We start from the raw sequence: 18,538 nt of genomic DNA, 5'->3' as shown, positions 1-18,538 counted from the left end.
GGAGCGCTGGAAATCTATGACGTCTGTGACCCCTGAAAGCGTTCCCGAAGGCACCGATCCGCGTTCCGCGGACAACCGGGTGGCCGGCGAGTACGGAGCCGACGACATCCAGGTGCTCGAGGGTCTTGAGGCGGTCCGCAAACGCCCGGGCATGTACATCGGCTCGACCGGCGAGCGCGGCCTCCACCACCTCGTCTACGAGATCGTCGACAACGCCGTCGATGAGGCTCTTGCCGGCTACTGCGACGCGATCGAGGTCACCATCCTCGAAGACGGCGGCATCCGTGTGATCGACAACGGCCGCGGCATCCCCGTCGACATGCACCGCACCGAGGGCAAGTCCACCGTTGAGGTCGTCCTGACGGTTCTCCACGCGGGTGGGAAGTTCGGCGGCGGCGGATACGCGGTCTCGGGGGGTCTGCACGGCGTCGGTTCGTCCGTCGTGAACGCCCTGTCCTCTCGCCTCGAGGTCGAGGTGCGCCGTCAGGGTCACGTGTGGCGGCAGTCGTACCGCGCCGGGGGTGTGCCGCAGGCGCCGCTGTCGAAGGACGAACCGAGCGACCAGACCGGGACGACCGTGACCTTCTGGCCCGACGCCGGCATCTTCGACACCGTCGACTTCGACTACGAGACACTGCGCACCCGCTTCCAGCAGATGGCCTTCCTCAATAAGGGGCTGCGCATCACGCTCAGTGACGAGCGCGAGACCGCGGTGTCTGTCGAGGCCGACGAATCAGGTGAGGAGAAGCCGCATCATCCGCGTGACAGCTTCCTCTACGAGCGCGGACTGGTCGACTATGTCGAGTACCTCAACAAGGTGCGCCGAGCCGAGATCGTCAACGAGGAGGTGATCGCGTTCGAGTCGGAGGACACCGAGCGCAAGATCGCCCTCGAGATGGCGATGCAGTGGACGACCAGCTACACCGAGAACGTCTTCACCTTCGCCAACACCATCAACACCCACGAGGGCGGTACCCACGAGGAGGGGTTCCGTGCGGCTCTGACTGCGCTCGTGAACCGGTACGCCCGCGCCAACAACCTGTTGAAGGAGAAGGACGAGAACCTCTCGGGCGAGGACGTCCGCGAGGGGCTCACCGCGGTCATCTCGGTCAAGCTCTCCGAGCCGCAGTTCGAGGGGCAGACCAAGACCAAGCTCGGCAACACCGAGGCCAAGGCGTTCGTGCAGAAGGTGGTCGGCGATCGACTGGGTGACTGGTTCGATCGAAACCCCGTGCAGGCGAAGAACATCATCCGGAAGGCCATCGACGCGGCGACCGCGCGCCTTGCGGCCCGGAAGGCGCGTGAGACGGCGCGACGCAAGAGCGTCTTCGAGTCGGCGGCGATGCCCGACAAGCTGAAGGACTGCACGAGCAAAGACCCGTCGATCAGCGAGATCTTCCTCGTCGAGGGCGATTCCGCCGGCGGATCGGCGGTGCAGGGGCGCGACCCGCGCACGCAGGCGATCCTCGCGCTCCGAGGCAAGATCCTCAACGTCGAGCGGGCGCGCCTCGACCGTGCCCTGGGCAACAAAGAGGTCCAGGCGATGATCCAGGCCTTCGGGACGGGGATCGGCGAGGACTTCGACATCAGCAAGGCGCGGTACCACAAGATCGTGCTGATGGCCGATGCCGACGTCGACGGGCAGCACATCACGACGCTCCTGCTGACCCTCCTGTTCCGTTACATGCGCGGTCTGATCGAGGCGGGTTTCGTCTACCTCGCGCAGCCGCCGCTCTTCCGGCTGAAGTGGTCGAATGCCGATCACGAGTACGCCTTCAGCGACAGGGAGCGCGACGCGATGCTCGTCGAAGGGCAGGCGCGCGGCAACCGGCTGCCCAAGGCCAACGACGGCGGAATCCAGCGCTACAAGGGTCTCGGCGAGATGAACGATCACGAGTTGTGGGAGACCACGATGAATCCCGAGACCCGGATCCTCCGCCAGGTGACCATCGACGACGCCGCGGCGGCCGACGAGATCTTCTCGGTTCTGATGGGCGAAGACGTCGAATCGCGGCGCGGATTCATCCAGCGCAACGCCAAAGACGTGCGCTTCCTCGACATCTGACGACGCGATCCATGCGCGTTCCGTCTCTCGCGAGACGAAACGAAGAAAGTAGAGACAACTGATGGCTGACGACGAGCGTCCTGACGCGAACGCCGGACACAACCACGGGCGCATCGACCAGGTCGACCTGCAACTGGAGATGCAGCGCAGTTACCTCGACTACGCGATGAGCGTGATCGTGGGTCGTGCCCTGCCGCGAGTGGAGGACGGCCTGAAGCCCGTGCACCGTCGGGTGATCTACGGCATGTACGACGGGGGTTACCGCCCCGACAAGGCTTTCTCGAAGTGCACTCGTGTCGTGGGGGAAGTGATGGGTCAGTTCCACCCGCACGGCGACGCACCGATCTACGACACCCTGGTCCGCCTCGTCCAGCCGTGGGCACTGCGGTACCCGCTGGCTCTCGGCCAGGGGAACTTCGGCTCACCGGGGAACCAGGGTGCGGCAGCACCCCGGTACACCGAGACGAAGATGGCTCCTCTCGCGCTGGAGATGGTGCGCGATATCGAAGAGGAGACTGTCGACTTCGAGCCCAACTACGACGGTCGCACGCAGGAGCCCGTCGTGCTCCCTTCCCGCTTCCCCAACCTGCTCGTCAACGGATCCGTCGGTATCGCCGTCGGCATGGCCACGAACATCCCCCCTCACAACCTGAGGGAGGTGTCTTCCGGTGCGCTGTGGGCGCTCGAGAACCCGGATGCCACGCGTGAGGAGCTGCTCGAGGCCCTCCTGGAACGCATCCCCGGCCCGGACTTCCCGACTTCCGCGCAGATCCTCGGCAACCGCGGCATCAAGGAGGCCTATCGCACCGGTCGCGGGTCGATCACCATGCGGGCGGTGGTCAACGTCGAGGAGATCCAGGGTCGCACATGCCTCGTGATCACCGAATTGCCCTACCAGGTGAATCCCGACAACGTCGCTGTGAAGATCGGCGACCTCGCCCGTGACGGCAAGATCACGGGCATCGCAGACATCCGCGACGAGACGTCGGGGCGCACCGGCCAGCGCCTGGTCATCGTCCTCAAGCGCGATGCGGTCGCCAAGGTCGTGCTGAACAACCTGTACAAGCACACGCAGCTGCAGGAGAACTTCGGTGCCAACATGCTGGCGATCGTCGACGGCGTGCCGCGCACGCTGTCGCTCGACCAGTTCATCTCGTACTGGATCACCCACCAGGTCGACGTGATCGTCCGCCGCACCCGCTTCCGCCTGCGCAAGGCCGAGGAGCGGATGCACATCCTGCGCGGTTACCTCAAGGCGCTGGATGCGCTCGACGAGGTCATCGCCCTCATCCGCCGGTCGCCGACCGTCGACGATGCACGCGAGGGCCTGAAGTCTCTGCTCGACATCGACGATCTGCAGGCGGATGCGATCCTGGCGATGCAGCTGCGTCGCCTGGCGGCCCTCGAGCGTCAGAAGATCATCGACGAAGCACGCGAGATCGAAGCGCAGATCGCCGAGTTCAACGCGATCCTCGCCGATCCGGCGCGTCAGCGCCGGATCATCCGCGACGAGCTCACCGCCATCGTGGACAAGTACGGCGATGACCGTCGTACCGAGATCCTGCCCGGGTTCGACGGTGACATGTCGGTCGAAGACCTCATTCCCGAAGAGGAGATGGTCGTCACCGTCACCCGTGACGGATACATCAAGCGCACGCGCAGTGACAACTACCGCTCGCAGCACCGCGGTGGCCGCGGGGTGAAGGGGGCCCAGCTGCGCGCCGACGACGTGGTGGAGCACTTCTTCGTCACGACCACTCACCACTGGCTGCTCTTCTTCACCACGAAGGGCCGCGTCTACCGGGCCAAGGCATACGAGGTTCCTGAGGCCGGGCGCGACGCAAAGGGTCAGCACGTCGCGAATCTGCTCGCACTGCAGCCCGGCGAGGAGATCGCGCAGATCCTCGACATCCGCGACTACAGCGTCGCGACGCACCTGGTGCTCGCTACCCGCAGCGGGCTGGTGAAGAAGACCCGGCTCACGGAGTACGACACGAACCGCCAGGGCGGGGTCATCGCCATCAAGCTGCGCGGTGCCGACGAGGAGAACGGCGACGAGCTCGTCAGCGCGATGCTCGTGAACGACGGCGACGACGTCCTGCTGATCAGTCGGCACGGGATGTCGCTGCGCTTCACCGCCACCGACGAGGCGCTGCGCCCGATGGGGCGCGCCACGGAGGGTGTGAAGGGCATGTCGTTCCGCGGCGACGACTCGCTGCTGTCGGCCTCGGTGGTCTCGGATGACGGATACGTCTTCGTCGTGACCGAGGGCGGCTATGCCAAGCGGACCTCCGTCGACCAGTACCGCAGCCAGACGCGCGGAGGTCTCGGCATCAAGGTGGCGCGTCTCACGGAGGATCGGGGCGTTCTGGCGGGCGGTCTCATCGCCTCGGCGGACGACGAAGTCTTGGTGGTCCTTGCCAGCGGCAAGGTGGTACGCTCTGCGGTGGCCGAGGTGCCTGCCAAGGGACGCGACACGATGGGTGTCGTGTTCGCTCGTGCCGGCGACGATGATCGGATCATCGCGATCGCAAGGAATTCCGAGCGCAATCTCACAGAGAACGGCGAGGCACCCGAGGCAGACTCGAGTCTGGCGGCCGACCCAGACCTCCCGGCCGGTGCGGTGCCGCAGGAGGCGGATGCACCCGACACCCCTGAGACGCCCGAAGGAAGTACTGACGCATGAGCACGGTAGCCGACAAGCTCGCCCGCAAATCCAGCAGCAAGACCAGCGCCAAGCAGGTGCGCCTGCGGCTCGTGTACGTCGACTTCTGGTCGGCGGTCAAACTGTCGTTCCTCGCCGCGGTGGCTGTGGCGATCGTGACGGTCGTCTCGCTGGTGATGATCTACCTCGTCGTGTCGACGACGGGGCTCATCGCCGAGGTCGATGAGCTGCTGGCGAGCTTCACCGATGGCGGCTTCGTTCTGGCGCAGTTCCTCGGGCTCCCTCAGGTGCTCGCGTTCGCCGCGGTCGTGGGCATTCTGAATCTCGTCGTCGTCACGGTGCTCGGCGCGGTCATGGCGGGCATCTACAACCTCGCGGTGAAGGTCACCGGCGGACTGCTGGTCGGGTTCACCTCCAACTGACCGATTCGAGAAAACCGGTCGCGTCCGGTAATCTCTTGGAGGTTGGCGACGCGAGTCGCCGACGCGATCGGGGCTATAGCTCAGGCGGTTAGAGCGCTTCACTGATAATGAAGAGGTCCCAGGTTCAAGTCCTGGTAGCCCCACCATCCCTGCCCCGGGGCCTTAGCTCAGTTGGTAGAGCGCCTGCTTTGCAAGCAGGATGTCAGGAGTTCGAATCTCCTAGGCTCCACAACGCATGAAGGGCCGGTCCGAGAGGTCGGCCCTTCATGCTGGTTTAGGGTCATGCGTATGGACCTGCGAGTCGCTGCGTACGCGGTCGTTCTCGACGCCGCCGATCGCCTCCTCCTCGCTCACTGGAACGAGGGGCGCCGGGCGGCCTGGACTCTTCCCGGCGGGGGACTCGAGCCCGGCGAGGACCCCGCGGCGGCGGCCCGCCGAGAGGTGCAGGAGGAGACGGGATTCGACGTCGAACTCGACGAGCTTCTCGGCATCAACTCTCGCGTGATCCCCGGCAACCGCCGCATCACTCCCGGCGCGACCGAGCCGCTTCACACCCTTCAGATCGTCTACCGGGCACACATCGTCGGCGGCCGTCTGCGTCATGAGATCGGCGGCAGTACCGACAGGGCAGGATGGTTCGGCCTCCGTGAGGTGGCTCAGCTCCGGCATGTGCGGCTGATCGACGTCGCCCTCGGGATGGCAGGTCTCACCGACGCAGCGCCGGACCCCGCCGCCGCGTCGGGCTAGCGTTCCTCCGCCGGCTGCGAGATGTCCGCCACCGTCGCGCCGTACGCCGCGATCAGCGCGTCGGCGTCGACGAAGAGGCTGTAGCCGTGCGCACCCGCTCCCATCGCGATACGCTCGCCGACGATCCGCTCGTCAGCGTAGATCGGCCAGTCGGACGTGCTGCCGATGGGGACGATGGTGCCCCGCTCGTAGCCGGTCGCCGCAAGGGCGGCATCCGGATCAGGAAGCTTCAGACGATTTACGCCGACGACGGCGCGGAGCTTCGGCCACGAGATGGCCCGATCACCTGGCACGAGGGCGAACAGGTACGAGTCATCCGCTCTCTTCACCACCAGCGTCTTCACGATGCCTGCGGGAGGGATGCCGAGAAGCTCGGCCGCCTCGGGGAGGCTCTTCGCTGCCGGGCGCTCGCGGAACTCGACGGCGAGGCCGCGCTCGCGGGCGGCCTCTTCCACGCGGTTCAGCGCGTCACTCATGGATGAGATTTCGATCTGCGGGCTGCGCGCCCGCCACGACTCACGCGTCGGGGGCGCGAAGCGGGTCGTCGGCCACCCACAGCTCGTCATCTGCCCGCAGCGTCTGCCAGGCGGCGTAGAGCACACCGGCGGCGGCGGCGACACCGAGGATGATCGCGATGACCCCACCAGCACCCATGCCCTGCTTCTTGGGCTCGAGCACGGAGAACTTCTTCGACAGCGCCTTGGTGGCGTCCTTGCCGTACTTCTCGGCCTTCTTGGAGTAGGTCTTCGAGTCGGGCAGCGCCAGTCCCTTGCCCTTGGCGAGGCGGGCCCGGGTGTCGTTGGCCGCATCCCACACCGACATCGCCGAACCGACCACGGCACCCGTGGCGGGAATCACGCGGTGCGTCAGCACGTCGCGCGAGACGTCGAGGCTCTTCGTGATGTACGGCTCGGCATACTTGCCGTAGGTGGCCTGCACCTGGGGGCCGAGGTCTTCGCGACCGTACTTGCCGAGCTGGCGGCCGGCCTCGCGGGCGACGTTCGCGGCCTGGCCGACGAGCACCTGCTGCGACTCCCACAGATTGTTGGCTTCACGCTGAAGCTTGCGGAGTTCCTTCTTGCGCTTACGGCTGAGGCTCACGGGGCCCTCCCTCTGGACAGGCGTGATCGGACGTTTCGTCCATCTTGCCAGACTGCCCCCGGACCGCCAGGGCTTGCACGGGACTCTGAAAGAATGTACTCATGCCCATTCACACCGCAGTCGCCACGATCCACACCAACCACGGAGACATCGTGGTCAACCTGTTCGGCGACCAGGCCCCCCGCACGGTTCAGAACTTCGTCGGCCTCGCCGACGGCTCGGGCTCCTGGACCGACCCCGCGACCGGCAAGCCCGGCGAAGGCCCCCTCTACAACGGGGTCATCTTCCACCGCATCATCCCCGGCTTCATGATTCAGGGCGGCGACCCGCTCGGCCAGGGCACCGGCGGCCCCGGATACACCTTCAACGACGAGATCAGTCCTGAGGTCGACTTCAACGCTCCCTACAAGCTGGCCATGGCCAACGCCGGGCTCCGCCGCAACAGCCTGACCGGCAAGCCCGAGGGCACCAACGGCTCGCAGTTCTTCATCACCACCGATCCGACCCCGTGGCTGCAGGGCAAGCACACGATCTTCGGCGAGGTCGCCGACGATGCCTCGCGCGCCGTCGTCGACGCGATCGCGAAGGTGCCCACGGCAGCCGGCGACCGCCCGGTCGAGCCGGTCGTCATCGAGTCGATCGACGTCGTCACCGCCTGAGCGGCGGCGCCGCTGACACGGACGTGAGTTCCGACGACCTTCGTCGCAACAGCGACAACTTCTGCTACCGGCATCCCGACCGGCAGAGCTTCGTCCTGTGTCAGCGGTGCCTGCGCACCATCTGTCCCGAGTGTCAGATTCAGGCGCCCGTGGGCGTCATCTGCCCCGAGTGCCTCGCGGAGCAGCAGGCGTCACGCACGACCGCGCAGAAGAAGGCCGAGCGCCGGTGGGCTCGCCGTCCTGCTGCGGTCGTCGTCGGCGACACCCGGCCCCTTGCGACGTACGCGATCATCGGCATCACCGCGCTCGTGTACCTCATCTCGTTGATCCCCGGGTTCGGCGGCGCGGTGACCGACACGCTGTCGTTCTGGGCGCCGACGCTCTACCCCGAGGCCTTCGGCGTCTTCCAGCCGTGGCGTCTGCTCACGGTGTCGCTCGTGCACTCGGGTTTCTGGCACATCGGCCTGAACATGCTGGCGCTGTGGCTCATCGGCCGCAGCCTCGAACCGCTCCTGGGCAGATGGCGATTCATCGCGCTCTACCTGATCAGCACTCTGGGTGGCTCGGTGGCGGTGACGCTCCTGTCGTTCGGGACGCCCGTCGTCGGAGCCTCGGGCGCGGTGTTCGGCCTCTTCGGGGCGCTCCTCATCATCGGCCGGCACCTCGGCGCGCCGGTGACGGGCATCGCGATCGTGCTCGGCATCAACCTCGTCATCGGATTCATCCCGGGATTCAACATCTCCTGGCAGGCGCACGTCGGTGGCCTGATCGCAGGACTCCTCGTCGCGGTCATCCTCACGCAGACGCGGGCTCGGTCGCGGCGGCCGCTGCAGATCGCACTGCTCATCGCCCTCACGGTGGCATCGCTCGCGCTGCTGCTGGTACCGCCGGTCCTGTACTTCTGAGCGCACTTATCCACAGATTCATCCCCAGGTGGGGATGAATCACACGGGTGTAATTAGGTCGCCGAGGACAGATCGGATGCCGCGGCATCCGTCCTTCCTCGGCTGGGCGCAGCCGCCCGGCCCCGCCGCCCACCCGTCCCCTACCGCGGAGATTCACCGTGCCACGGTTCGCGGGTGCTCAGATCACCGCGGTCGGGGAGGTCACCGCGGTCAGGGGTGGGAGAGGTCGGCGTCGAAGGCCGGATGCGCGCCTATGGCGCGGTGCGCAGAGACGACGCCGTCAAGCGCAGCAGGGTTGGTCGGGGACGGCAGATGAGCCGGGTGAGGGCCAGCAGATGGGCCGGGTCGGCGCCGGGGGTCGGGCGTCAGCGCCAGCGGGTGGTCATCAGGAACCCGATGAACGCGATGCCGAAGCCGATCGCGAGGTTCCAGGCGCCGATGCCGGGGATCGGCCACTGCATGCCGCTGATGTAGAAGACGAGGACCCAGACGAGTCCGATCAGCATGAGGCCGATCATGATCGGCTTGAACCACACCGGGTTGGGGGCGGCTTCGCCCTCCGCGCGCTCGATGAGCGTGTCGTCGTCCCTGCCTGAGCGTGCCATGGTCCCCATTCTATCCGCCAGCGTGATCCCAGCGAGAGGTGGCTACAATCGCCCCGTGGGTGACGAGCATGACGAGCGGATGACCGAGCCGGCCCTGCGCCGTGATCGCACCGCCCGTGCGGCGCCACCACAGGCATCCCGTCCCGGGAAAGCGCCGCGCCACGCGAAGCCGCGACCGCGCGTGTCCGTCGTCGGCGTCTTCGGCGAGCTGCTCATCACCGCGGGCGTCGTGACCCTGCTCTACGTCGGATGGCAGATGTATCTCGGCGACCTGATCTTCGGCGCACAGGCGAATGCGGAGGGACGGGAGCTGTCCGAGCAGTGGGCCGAGCAGTACGGCGAGAGCCTTCCCGAGGCCGTACCGACGCCGTCCGACCCACCCGCCGATGCAGAGCCGGCGGCGGTCGAGCCGGTGATCCTCCCCGAGCCGACCGGCACGGAGGACTTCGCGATCATGCGCATCCCGCGGTTCGGCTCGGACTACGCCTGGACCATGGCGGGTGGTGTCACGCGCGCCGGCACCCTCGACAACTTCCGCATCGGCCACTACCCCGGCAGCAAGATGCCCGGAGAGGTCGGCAACTTCGCCGTCGCCGGGCACCGCACCACCTACGGCGCGCCGTTCAACCGCATCGCCGAACTCCACGTCGGGGATGCGATCGTGATCGAGACGCCGGCGGGGTGGTACACCTACCGGTTCCGCACTCTCGAGTACGTGACGCCTGACGAGGTCGAGGTGCTGCTGCCCGTGCCGCAGATGCCCGACGTGCCGGCCAACGGACGCTACATCACGATGACCAGCTGCAGCCCCATGTTCTCGCTCGCCGAGCGCATCGTCGCCTACGGCGTGTTCGAGTCGTTCCAGCCCTACGCCGACGGACCGCCGGCTTCGCTCACCGAGGGAGTCAGCTGATGTACGCCGCGTTCTGGCGGGTTCTTCCCGGCCCCTGGTGGGTGCGGCTCTTCATCGTGATCGTGCTGGTCGCCGCGATCCTCTACGGGCTGTTCTTCTACGCCTTCCCGTGGGTCAGTCAGTTCGTCAATCCGCAGGAAGTGACGGTCGAGTGACGGCCGACGTCCTCATCGTCGACAATCACGACAGCTTCGTCCACACCCTCGTCGGCTACCTTCATCAGCTGGGCGCCTCCACCGGCATGGTGGAGGCCGACGCGCTGGAACCGGGGACGCTCGACGAGACCCTCGAGGGTCACCGTGGAATCCTCGTCTCCCCCGGCCCCGGCACGCCCGCCGACGCCGGGGCCTCGATCGAGGTCGTGCGCGCGGCGTCGGCCCGCGGCATCCCTCTTCTCGGGGTGTGTCTCGGCCACCAGGCCATCGCCGAAGCGTTCGGCGCCCGGGTCGGTCACGCCCCGGAGCTGATGCACGGGATGACCTCGGAGGTGCGTCACGACGGCAGCACGCTGTTCACCGGGCTCGCCGATCCGTTCACGGCCACGCGGTATCACTCACTCGCCGTCGAGCGCCCGACGCTGCCGCCCGAGCTCATGGTGACAGCCGAGACCGAGAGCGGTGTGATCATGGGCATCGCCCACCGCTCCGCCCCGGTGCTGGGCGTGCAGTTCCACCCCGAGAGCGTGCTCACCGAGGGGGGCCACCGACTCCTCGGCAACTGGCTCGAGACGCTCGGCTTCGACGGCGCCGCGGAGCGCGGCGCGCACCTCAGCCCGCGCCGCTGACGCTCGCCGGCTCAGCCGCCGGTGCAGTACGTCAGGGTGATGGTCGAGCGCACCGGCACGTCGCCCGGGGCGAGCGACTGCTGCGACACCGTCGGCGGATCCGTCGCCGGGCAGCCGGGGTCTTCGGCCGTCTCGACCGTGAGGCCGAGAGCGTCGGACTGCAGCTCGCGCGTCGCGGCGTCGACGGTGTAGCCGCGGTAATCCAGGATCGTGACATTGCCTGTGGCGACGAGGAGGTTCACCACTGTGCCCACCGGCACCTCGGTGCCCGCGTCGCGATCGGCCGACAGGACCACGCCCGCCTCGCGGCCGGGATCGTTCTCGGTGCGGATGGTTCCCACGCGCAGCCCCGCATCGGTGAGGGCTTGCGCCGCGGCATCCCGTGTCACCCCCTCGAGGGTGGGCACCGTCGCGAGATCCTGGCCCTCCGAGACCACGACGAGCACGTCCTGCCCGGGCGAGACCGAGACACCGGAAGCGGGATCGGTGCGGATGACCGCGCCCTCGGGCACATCGACGCTGGGTTCGGAGATCTGGGACGGGACGAGGTCCTGCCCCTCGAGCTCCACCACGGCGCGCTCGTAGGTCATGCCCGAGACGTCGGGGACGATCCGGGCGCTCGAGGGCACCTCGTTCGCAGGCTGGATCGTCACCGCCCAGAACAGCACCGAGATCAGCAGCACCGCCAAGAGCGCGACTCCCGCCCAGATCCACGCCACCGGCGGGCCCGACTGAGTGCGCTTCATCGTGGTGTCGGTGCTGAGCTGCCGCAGCGACCGCGCGGTCTCGGCGGCGGCGCGCGGGTTCGGGCCGTAGAGCTCGCTGGTGAGGGCGCCCACCTGACGCTTGGACGGGGCCTTTCCGTCGATGGTGGCATCGAGTGCCTCGCGGAAGCCCGCGGCATCCTGGTACCGCTGGAAAGGATCTTTCGCCAGCGCCCTCAGCACGACGGTGTCGAGCGCGCGCGGCACGGTCTCGACGACTTCCGAGGGCGTGAGCGGCGTCTCGCTGACGTGCTGATACGCCACCGCCACGGGCGATTCGCCGCGGAACGGCTGACGGCCGGTCAGCAGCTCGTAGAGCACCACTCCCGTGGAGTACAGGTCGGCGCGCGCGTCGACCGGCTCGCCCTTGGCCTGCTCGGGAGAGAAGTACGCGGCGGTGCCGAGGATCTGCGTCGTCTCGGCGACGGTCGACGACGAGTCCGACACCGCTCGGGCGATCCCGAAGTCCATCACCTTGACCTGGCCGGCGTCGGTGACCATGACGTTGCCGGGCTTGATGTCGCGGTGCACCACCCCGGCGCGGTGCGAGTACTCGAGGGCCTCGAGGATGCCGTCGACGTAGCGCACCGCATCGGAGACCGGCACCGGGCCCGAGGCGATGATGTCCTTCAGCAGGCGCCCTCGCACGAGCTCCATGACGATGAAGGGCACCGGGCGCGTCACTCCATCGACGCCGGACTCGGAGTCCTCGCCGGCGTCGTACACACGCACGATCGCGGGATTGGCCATACGACTGGCCGCCTGCGCTTCGAGCCGGAAACGGGTGCGGAAGGCATTGTCGTCGGCGAGATCGCGGTCGAGGATCTTGATCGCGACCTGACGGCCGAGCGTCAGATCTTCGCCGCGGTACACCGTGGCCATCCCGCCGCGACCGATGATCTCATCGACGCGGTATCGCCCTGAAAGCACGCGCGTCTCAGTGGTCACAGTCACCCCCAGGTGGAACGGATACAGCCTAACGGACGGTCCCGGCGGTCTTGCTGGGATCGAACCGGATGGCGCGGCTCAGCCGTCAGCGCCGTCGTCACCGCCGCCGCCTTCGCCGCCTTCGCCACCGCCGTCGGTCGGCGAGGCCGAAGGCGAGGGCGCGGCCTCGATCGTCGCCTGCGCTTCGGGAGAGCTGCCGGAGGTGCGCTCGCCGGACGGTCCGCCGGTGCAGGTGACGGTGTAGGTGACCAGAACGGTGCCGCTGGCGTTGTTCGGCACCGACAGCTGCGCCTGGCGCGTGTTGGTGTCGAAGGGCATGGTGTTCTGGCCGTTCGAGAACGTGCCGTTCACCGCGGTGAGCGTGTACGCGCCGGGCGAGCCCTCGCCGGCGGGGCAGGAGTAGCCCTGCCAGTTGACGGTCAGGGTGCCACCGGGGGCGACCGTGCCCGAGTTGAGGGCTGGGGCGGTCGGCTGCGGCAGCTCGGTCTGCGGTCCGTAGAACGACAGCGTCAGCACCTGGTCGGGGGTGATGGATCCCTGCGGCTCGTAGTCGTACACGAGCGAGACCTCGTCGGCCGTGGGCGCCGCATTGCCCTGCTGGCAGTTGACGGTGAGCACGCCGGCATCCAGCGCCGCGGCACGTGCGGTGTCGCAGTCGACGCCGACGAGACCCAGTGTGTCGAGGTCGATGCGGTCCTGAGTCGGCGTCGCCGACGGGGTCGTCTGCGACGGCGACGGGCGCGAGGTCGTCGTCGACCCGGAGGGGTCGGGCGACGGGTCGCCCTGATTGGCGAACAGCGCCCAGAGCGTTCCGCCGAGCACGAGGAGCAGGATGACGATGAGGGCCACGAGCGGCCAGGTCCAGCGGCTGCGCTTCTTCGGCTCCGGCTCCTGCGGCTCGGCGTAGTCGGGCAACGGTGCGGAGAGGATCTGGGTCGCCGCGGCGGTCGCACCCGCCGGCGCGAGGAGCTGGGTGGCGTCGTCGGCCAGCGCGGCGGCGCCGGCGACGGCCGGCACGGCTGCGGCCGCTGCAGCCAGGTCGCCCCGGCGAAGGGCGGATGCCGCGCGCGCGACCGCCGCGGCGGACGCCGGGCGGTCCTCCGGCTTCTTGGCGATCATCGCCATGACGAGGTTCTGCACCGGCTGCGCGACCGTCGGGGGAAGCGGCGGAGGCTGCTCGTTGATCTGGGCCATCGCGATCGCGACCTGCGACTCCCCGGTGAACGGGCGCTTGCCGGCGAGGGACTCGTAGGCGACGATGCCGAGCGAGTAGATGTCGGTCGCGGGAGACGCGGGGTGACCCGATGCCTGCTCGGGCGAGAGGTACTGCACGGTCCCCATGACCTGGCCGGTGGCGGTCAGCGGCACCTGGTCGGCGATGCGGGCGATGCCGAAGTCGGTGATCTTCACCCGGCCGTCGGGGGTGATGAGGAGGTTTCCCGGCTTGATGTCGCGGTGCACCAGGCCAGCGGCGTGCGCGGCCTGCAGCGCCGCGGCGGTCTGCGCGACGATGTCGAGGGTCTTGTCGGTCGACAGGGCCCCGTCGCGCTCGAGGATGGTCGAGAGCGCCTCTCCGGGCACGAGCTCCATCACGAGGAAGGCGGAGCCGGCCTCCTCGCCGTAGTCGAAGACGCTGGCGATCCCCTCGTGGTTCACGAGGGCCGCGTGGCGGGCCTCGGCGCGGAAGCGCTCGAGGAACCCGGGGTCCCCCATGTACTCGTCCTTGAGGATCTTGATCGCGACCGTGCGTCCGATGACGTGGTCGGTCGCCTCCCAGACCTCGCCCATGCCGCCGATGGCGATGCGCGAGTCCAGCTCGTAGCGTCCTCCGAAGGTCACTCCCTGCGTGGGTCTCATCTTCCCAACACCGCCTCCATGACCGTCTTCGCGATGGGCGCCGCGATTGTGTTCCCGCTGCCGGACTGGCCCTGTCCGCCACCGTCTTCGATGACCACCGCGACGGCGACCTGAGGGTCGTCGGCGGGTGCGAAACCGGTGAACCAGAGCGTGTACGGCTCATCCGATCCGTTCTCCGCCGTGCCGGTCTTCCCGGCCACGTCGACCCCGTCTATTCTTGCACCGCTCGCCGCGCCGTCCTGGACATTGGCCACCATCATCGCCACCATCTCCTCGGCGAGATCCTCGTCCAGCGCGCGGCCGAACTCGGTGTTCTCGAAGGTCTGCTGCACCGACAGATCCGGCCCGATGACCTGGTCGACCATGCGGGGGTTCATCACGACGCCACCGTTGGCGATCCCGGCCGAGACCATGGCGATCTGCAGCGGCGTGGCGTCGACCTGACCCTGGCCGAACCCGGTGAGGGCGGTCTGCGGGTCATCCAGTGCCCGCGGGTAGGGAGAGGCGGTCGAGGTGAGCGGGATGTCGAAGCTGCGGTTGAAGCCGTACTTCTCGGCCTCTTCGCGGATCGCGGTGTCGCCGAGTTCGACGGCGAGCTCGGCGAAGGGGATGTTGCAGCTGAGGCGCAGCGCGTCGGCGAGGGTCACCGTCTCGCCCGGACCGCACGCACCGCGACTGGCGTTGTAGACCACGTTGCTCGACTGCGGCAGCTGGTACACCGCGGGGTTGGGCAGTTCGGACTCGGGTGTGTAGTCCCCGGACGCGAGGGCGGCCGAGGCGACGACGAGCTTGAAGGTCGATCCCGGCGGGTTCAGGTCGCCGCCGATCGCGCGATCGATGAGCGGATCGGCGGGGTCGGCCAGCAGCTGCTCGTATGTGGCGTTGACCTGCTCGGGGTCGTGGATGGCCAGCAGGTTGGTGTCGTAGCTCGGGCTCGTGACGAGCGCGATCACGCGGCCGGTGTCGGGTTCGATCGCGATGACCGCACCCTGCAGGTCACCGAGGGCGTCGTAGGCGGCCTGCTGCACCGTGGCATCCAGACTCAGTTCGACGTTCGAGCCGCGCGGCGGCTGTCCGGTGAAGATGCGCTCGATCCGGGAGAGGAACTGCGCGTTCGAGGTTCCGCTGAGTTCACCGTTCATCGCCTGCTCGATGCCGGTCGACGCGCCGAGAGCAGGGTTGATGTATCCGGTCACCGGCGCCCACATGGCGCCGTTCTGGTACACCCGCTGCCAGCTGTAGACATCGTCGGAGGGGACGGATGACGCGATCTCGATGCCGCTCGCGACGATCGAGCCGCGCTGCACCTCGTACGAGTCGTAGAGCGAGCGCGTGTTCGCCGAGTTGGCCGCCAGGGCTTCGGCCTGGATGACCTGGATGATGCTCGTCGACCCGAAGAGGGCGAGGAACATCAGCAGCACGATGATGCTGAGCCGGCGCAGTTCCTTCGTCATCCGATCACCACCCGGGGGCGGCTGCGGACCGCATCGGAGATGCGCAGGAGCAGCGCGACGATGATCCAGTTCGCCACGAGCGATGATCCTCCCGCGGCGAGGAAGGGTGTCGTCAGGCCCGTGAGGGGTATGAGGCGGGTGACGCCGCCGACCATGATGAAAACCTGGAGCGCGATCGTGAACGCCAGTCCCGTGGCCAGGAGCTTGCCGAAGTCGTCCTGCCCCGCCAGTCCGATGCGGATGCCGCGGCTGACGAACACCATGTACAGGCACAGGATCGCGAAGACGCCCACGAGTCCGAGCTCCTCGCCGAGGCTCGGCAGGATGTAGTCGCTCTGCGACAGCGGGGTGATGAACGGGCGGCCCTGACCGAGCCCCGTGCCGATGAGTCCACCGTGGGCGAGTCCGAAGATGCCCTGCACGAGCTGATAGCTGCCGCCGGAGCGCTCGATGATCTCCGGATCGAAGGCGTTCAGCCAGTTGGCGAAGCGCCCGCCGACGTAGGGAAGGACGCGGGAGGCGAGGAAGGCGCCGGAGGCGGCCAGAGCCACGCCGATCAGCACCCAGCTGGTCTTGCCGGTGGCGACGTAGAGCATCGCCACGAACATGCCGAAGATGAGCGTGCCGGTGCCGAGGTCGCGCTGCATCACGATGATGCCGAGCGAGACGAGCCAGATGACCAGCAGCGGCCCGAGCTCACGGGCGCGCGGCCAGGTCATGCCCAGGAACCGCGTGCCTGTGGAGGTGAGGCTCTCCCGGGTGCGCACGAGGTAGCCGGCGAAGAAGATGGCGAGGGCGATCTTGGCGAGCTCGCCGGGCTGGAACGACACGAATCCGAGCGAGACCCAGACATCGGCATTGGCGTTGGTGCCCAGGCCCGGCACGATCGGCAGGAGCAGCAGGGCGATGCCCGCGAAGCCGGAGACATAGGTGTAGCGGAAGAGCACGCGGTAGTTGCGGAGGAAGATCACCACGAGCACTGCGGCGACCACAGCGATCGCCGCCCAGGCCATCTGACGTGTCGACGCGGCATCCCATCCCTCCACGCGGATGGCGATGTCGATCCGGTAGATCATCGCGATGCCGAGGCCGGTGAGGATCGTCGCGATGGGGACGACGAACGGATCGGCGTCGCGCGCGCGGAACCGGAGCACGATGTGCAGAGCCAGCACCAGCACCGTGAGACCGCCGCAGTAGTAGAGGAACGTCGGCTCGATTGCGCCGATCGCGCCCAGCTGCACCAGAGCGACGGCCGCCCACGTGAGCGCGCAGGCGAACAGCAGCAGGAACAGCTCGCGGTTGCGCTGCGTCTGCGGCACGCGGATGCGCTTGAGCGCACGGATCACGGCGGTGTCGGTCGAGGGCGCGTCGGGGCGGGTGACGCCCGGAGGTGCTGCGGTCATGAGTTCGCCTCCGCGGCGATGCGCAGCCGGTCGACGATCGTCCGGGCGTCGTCGAGCGACTGCGCGGTGATCGTGCGCTGGACGGTGGTGCGCGAGAAGGGGGGAAGGTCGGACAGGTCGATACCGGTGTCCTCGAAAGGGGTCGACAGGGGCAGCGGCCCAATGTCCTGCTGCACGCCGCGGTAGATGACCACCGTGTCTTCGTCGGCGCCGACGAAGTAGCGGGTCTGCGTCCACTGGTAGGCGAGGATCAGCGTCGTCGCGAGGGCGGCGATCACGAGGATCAGCCCCGCGAACCACGCGATCCGGCGCCGCCGGGCGCGGCGCCGGTCTTCTTCGATGAGTTCCTCGAGGAACTCGGCGTCGGGCTCGAAGTGCGTAGGTTCGTTCGCCGCCCCGCGGTTGGGGTGCAGCCAGCTGCTGCGTCCGGGGCGGGCGGCGGGCACCTCGACGCCGATCGGGTTGGAGGCGGAGCCGACGATCGTGGGAGTGCCGAAGAAGACCGGATGCTGCCCGCCGACGTCGACCAAGACGATGGTGACGTTGTCGGGGGCGCCGCCGTCGAGCGCCTGCTTGAGCAGCGCATCGGCGGTGCGGCCGGGCGCGAGGCCGAGCCCGAGGGCTTTGGCGGTGTGCGGATCGTCCACGACCCCCGACAGTCCGTCCGAGCACAGCAGCCACCGGTCGCCCGGCTGGGTCGGCATGATGAACGTGTCGACCTCGGGATCGGGATCCATGTCGCCGAGCACCCGCATGAGCACCGACCGGCGCGGGTGGTACCGCGCCTCCTCGGGGGTGATGCGGCCGGAGTCAACGAGCCGCTGCACGAAGGTGTGGTCGGTGGTGATCTGGGTCAGCGCGCCGTCGCGGTACAGATAGATGCGCGAGTCGCCGATGTGGGCGATCACGGCGTAGTCGTCGACCATCAGCAGGGCGCTCACTGTCGTGCCCATACCGGCCAGCTCGGGCTTGACGCCCACGGTGTCGATCAGGTGCTGCGCGGTCTCGGCGATGGCGTCGCGCAGCGCGCGTTCGGCCTCGGCGGTCGAGGTGAACGAGTCGTCGAGGTCGCGGAGGCGCTCGATGGCCAGGCTCGAGGCGACATCTCCACCGGCGTGCCCGCCCATGCCGTCGGCGACGACGAAGAGGTTCGACCCGGCGTACCCGGAGTCCTGGTTGTTGGAGCGCACCTTGCCGGTGTGCGAGATCGCGGCGCTCGAGCCCTGGAAGACCATGAAGGAGGGTC

The 18,538-nt window shown here is 68.2% G+C and carries 17 protein-coding genes and 2 tRNA genes; 11 read left to right on the top strand and 8 right to left on the bottom strand.

Annotated elements, in window-relative coordinates; translation table 11 throughout:
* The first annotated feature begins 16 nt into the window (after positions 1–16).
* From gyrB to QSU92_RS09265, 6 genes are all read left to right on the top strand, one after another.
* Positions 17–2,065 (top strand): DNA topoisomerase (ATP-hydrolyzing) subunit B, encoded by a 2,049-nt coding sequence (gyrB, locus tag QSU92_RS09290; protein ID WP_289261123.1) that lies wholly within the window; start codon positions 17–19, stop codon positions 2,063–2,065.
* A 61-nt stretch (positions 2,066–2,126) separates the two neighbouring features.
* Positions 2,127–4,751: a DNA gyrase subunit A gene (gene gyrA / locus QSU92_RS09285; RefSeq protein WP_289261122.1), complete on the top strand. Its 2,625-nt coding sequence runs from the start codon at positions 2,127–2,129 to the stop codon at positions 4,749–4,751.
* A complete protein-coding gene (locus QSU92_RS09280) occupies positions 4,748–5,152 on the top strand; it encodes a DUF3566 domain-containing protein (RefSeq protein WP_124292011.1) in 405 nt (134 codons plus the stop codon). The genes gyrA and QSU92_RS09280 overlap by 4 nt, the downstream gene beginning before the upstream one ends.
* Positions 5,153–5,221: 69 nt before the next feature.
* Positions 5,222–5,298: transfer RNA gene (locus QSU92_RS09275), tRNA-Ile, on the top strand.
* Between the two features lie 10 nt (positions 5,299–5,308).
* A tRNA-Ala gene (locus QSU92_RS09270) sits at positions 5,309–5,381 on the top strand.
* 59 nt (positions 5,382–5,440) lie between these two features.
* Positions 5,441–5,899, top strand: a complete 459-nt coding sequence (locus QSU92_RS09265) for an NUDIX hydrolase (protein ID WP_289261121.1) — start codon at positions 5,441–5,443, stop codon at positions 5,897–5,899.
* Here the strand turns inward: QSU92_RS09265 and QSU92_RS09260 are convergent.
* Together QSU92_RS09260 and QSU92_RS09255 are read right to left on the bottom strand one after the other, a co-directional pair.
* Positions 5,896–6,375, bottom strand: a complete 480-nt coding sequence (locus QSU92_RS09260) for an aminoacyl-tRNA deacylase (RefSeq protein ID WP_289261120.1) — start codon at positions 6,373–6,375, stop codon at positions 5,896–5,898. The genes QSU92_RS09265 and QSU92_RS09260 overlap by 4 nt on opposite strands.
* Before the next feature lie 40 nt (positions 6,376–6,415).
* Positions 6,416–7,000 carry a DNA helicase gene (locus QSU92_RS09255; RefSeq protein ID WP_124292014.1) on the bottom strand — a complete coding sequence of 195 codons (585 nt, stop codon included), beginning with the start codon at positions 6,998–7,000 and terminating at the stop codon, positions 6,416–6,418.
* 101 nt (positions 7,001–7,101) lie between these two features.
* On the opposite strand from QSU92_RS09255, the gene QSU92_RS09250 reads away from it, so the two are divergent.
* Together QSU92_RS09250 and QSU92_RS09245 are read left to right on the top strand one after the other, a co-directional pair.
* A complete protein-coding gene (locus tag QSU92_RS09250) occupies positions 7,102–7,659 on the top strand; it encodes a peptidylprolyl isomerase (RefSeq protein ID WP_289261119.1) in 558 nt (185 codons plus the stop codon).
* Positions 7,660–7,682: 23 nt separating this feature from the next.
* Positions 7,683–8,564: a rhomboid family intramembrane serine protease gene (locus QSU92_RS09245; protein ID WP_289261118.1), complete on the top strand. Its 882-nt coding sequence runs from the start codon at positions 7,683–7,685 to the stop codon at positions 8,562–8,564.
* Between the two features lie 365 nt (positions 8,565–8,929).
* Here QSU92_RS09245 and QSU92_RS09240 read toward each other — a convergent pair whose 3' ends face one another.
* Positions 8,930–9,169 carry a cell division protein CrgA gene (locus QSU92_RS09240; protein ID WP_124292017.1) on the bottom strand — a complete coding sequence of 80 codons (240 nt, stop codon included), beginning with the start codon at positions 9,167–9,169 and terminating at the stop codon, positions 8,930–8,932.
* A gap of 55 nt (positions 9,170–9,224) precedes the next feature.
* On the opposite strand from QSU92_RS09240, the gene QSU92_RS09235 reads away from it, so the two are divergent.
* Genes QSU92_RS09235 through QSU92_RS09225 form a run of 3 tightly spaced genes read left to right on the top strand, consistent with a single transcriptional unit; the run spans position 9,225 to position 10,866 of the window.
* On the top strand, positions 9,225–10,082 hold the full coding sequence (locus tag QSU92_RS09235; RefSeq protein WP_289261117.1) for a class E sortase: 858 nt from the start codon (positions 9,225–9,227) through the stop codon (positions 10,080–10,082).
* Positions 10,082–10,237, top strand: coding sequence for a hypothetical protein (locus QSU92_RS09230; protein WP_164478133.1), 156 nt, complete (start codon positions 10,082–10,084; stop codon positions 10,235–10,237). Before QSU92_RS09235 ends, QSU92_RS09230 begins: the two co-directional genes overlap by 1 nt.
* Positions 10,234–10,866, top strand: coding sequence for an anthranilate synthase component II (locus tag QSU92_RS09225; RefSeq protein WP_289261116.1), 633 nt, complete (start codon positions 10,234–10,236; stop codon positions 10,864–10,866). Before QSU92_RS09230 ends, QSU92_RS09225 begins: the two co-directional genes overlap by 4 nt.
* Before the next feature lie 11 nt (positions 10,867–10,877).
* On the opposite strand, the gene pknB is transcribed toward QSU92_RS09225, so the two are convergent.
* The 5 genes from pknB to QSU92_RS09200 all read right to left on the bottom strand — a co-directional run bounded on the left by pknB (position 10,878) and on the right by QSU92_RS09200 (position 18,527).
* Entirely contained in the window at positions 10,878–12,578 is a 1,701-nt protein-coding gene (gene pknB / locus QSU92_RS09220) for a Stk1 family PASTA domain-containing Ser/Thr kinase (RefSeq protein WP_479724387.1), read from the bottom strand.
* Positions 12,579–12,656: 78 nt separating this feature from the next.
* Positions 12,657–14,435 carry a serine/threonine-protein kinase gene (locus QSU92_RS09215; protein WP_289261115.1) on the bottom strand — a complete coding sequence of 593 codons (1,779 nt, stop codon included), beginning with the start codon at positions 14,433–14,435 and terminating at the stop codon, positions 12,657–12,659.
* A complete protein-coding gene (locus tag QSU92_RS09210; RefSeq protein WP_289261114.1) occupies positions 14,432–15,889 on the bottom strand; it encodes a peptidoglycan D,D-transpeptidase FtsI family protein in 1,458 nt (485 codons plus the stop codon). Before QSU92_RS09210 ends, QSU92_RS09215 begins: the two co-directional genes overlap by 4 nt.
* Positions 15,886–17,292: an FtsW/RodA/SpoVE family cell cycle protein gene (locus QSU92_RS09205; RefSeq protein ID WP_289261113.1), complete on the bottom strand. Its 1,407-nt coding sequence runs from the start codon at positions 17,290–17,292 to the stop codon at positions 15,886–15,888. Before QSU92_RS09205 ends, QSU92_RS09210 begins: the two co-directional genes overlap by 4 nt.
* A complete protein-coding gene (locus QSU92_RS09200; RefSeq protein WP_289261112.1) occupies positions 17,289–18,527 on the bottom strand; it encodes a PP2C family protein-serine/threonine phosphatase in 1,239 nt (412 codons plus the stop codon). The genes QSU92_RS09205 and QSU92_RS09200 overlap by 4 nt, the downstream gene beginning before the upstream one ends.
* Between the last annotated feature and the right edge of the window lie 11 nt (positions 18,528–18,538).

Origin of the sequence: Microbacterium sp. ET2 (assembly GCF_030347395.1) — a bacterium.
Classification (GTDB): Bacteria; Actinomycetota; Actinomycetes; order Actinomycetales; family Microbacteriaceae; genus Microbacterium; species Microbacterium albipurpureum.
The sequence above is the reverse complement of the archived record's forward strand: the minus strand, read 5'-3'. Positions and strand labels throughout refer to the sequence as shown.

Bases quoted from the DNA above. Each gene is read 5' to 3' on its own strand.
- gyrB (WP_289261123.1), top strand. From the start codon at position 17: ATGACGTCTGTGACCCCTGAAAGCGTTCCCGAAGGCACCGATCCGCGT.
- gyrA (WP_289261122.1), top strand. From the start codon at position 2,127: ATGGCTGACGACGAGCGTCCTGACGCGAACGCCGGACACAACCACGGG.
- QSU92_RS09280 (WP_124292011.1), top strand. From the start codon at position 4,748: ATGAGCACGGTAGCCGACAAGCTCGCCCGCAAATCCAGCAGCAAGACC.
- QSU92_RS09265 (WP_289261121.1), top strand. From the start codon at position 5,441: ATGGACCTGCGAGTCGCTGCGTACGCGGTCGTTCTCGACGCCGCCGAT.
- QSU92_RS09260 (WP_289261120.1), bottom strand. From the start codon at position 6,375: ATGAGTGACGCGCTGAACCGCGTGGAAGAGGCCGCCCGCGAGCGCGGC.
- QSU92_RS09250 (WP_289261119.1), top strand. From the start codon at position 7,102: ATGCCCATTCACACCGCAGTCGCCACGATCCACACCAACCACGGAGAC.
- QSU92_RS09240 (WP_124292017.1), bottom strand. From the start codon at position 9,169: ATGGCACGCTCAGGCAGGGACGACGACACGCTCATCGAGCGCGCGGAG.
- QSU92_RS09230 (WP_164478133.1), top strand. From the start codon at position 10,082: ATGTACGCCGCGTTCTGGCGGGTTCTTCCCGGCCCCTGGTGGGTGCGG.
- QSU92_RS09215 (WP_289261115.1), bottom strand. From the start codon at position 14,435: ATGAGACCCACGCAGGGAGTGACCTTCGGAGGACGCTACGAGCTGGAC.
- QSU92_RS09210 (WP_289261114.1), bottom strand. From the start codon at position 15,889: ATGACGAAGGAACTGCGCCGGCTCAGCATCATCGTGCTGCTGATGTTC.
- QSU92_RS09205 (WP_289261113.1), bottom strand. From the start codon at position 17,292: ATGACCGCAGCACCTCCGGGCGTCACCCGCCCCGACGCGCCCTCGACC.
- QSU92_RS09200 (WP_289261112.1), bottom strand. From the start codon at position 18,527: ATGGTCTTCCAGGGCTCGAGCGCCGCGATCTCGCACACCGGCAAGGTG.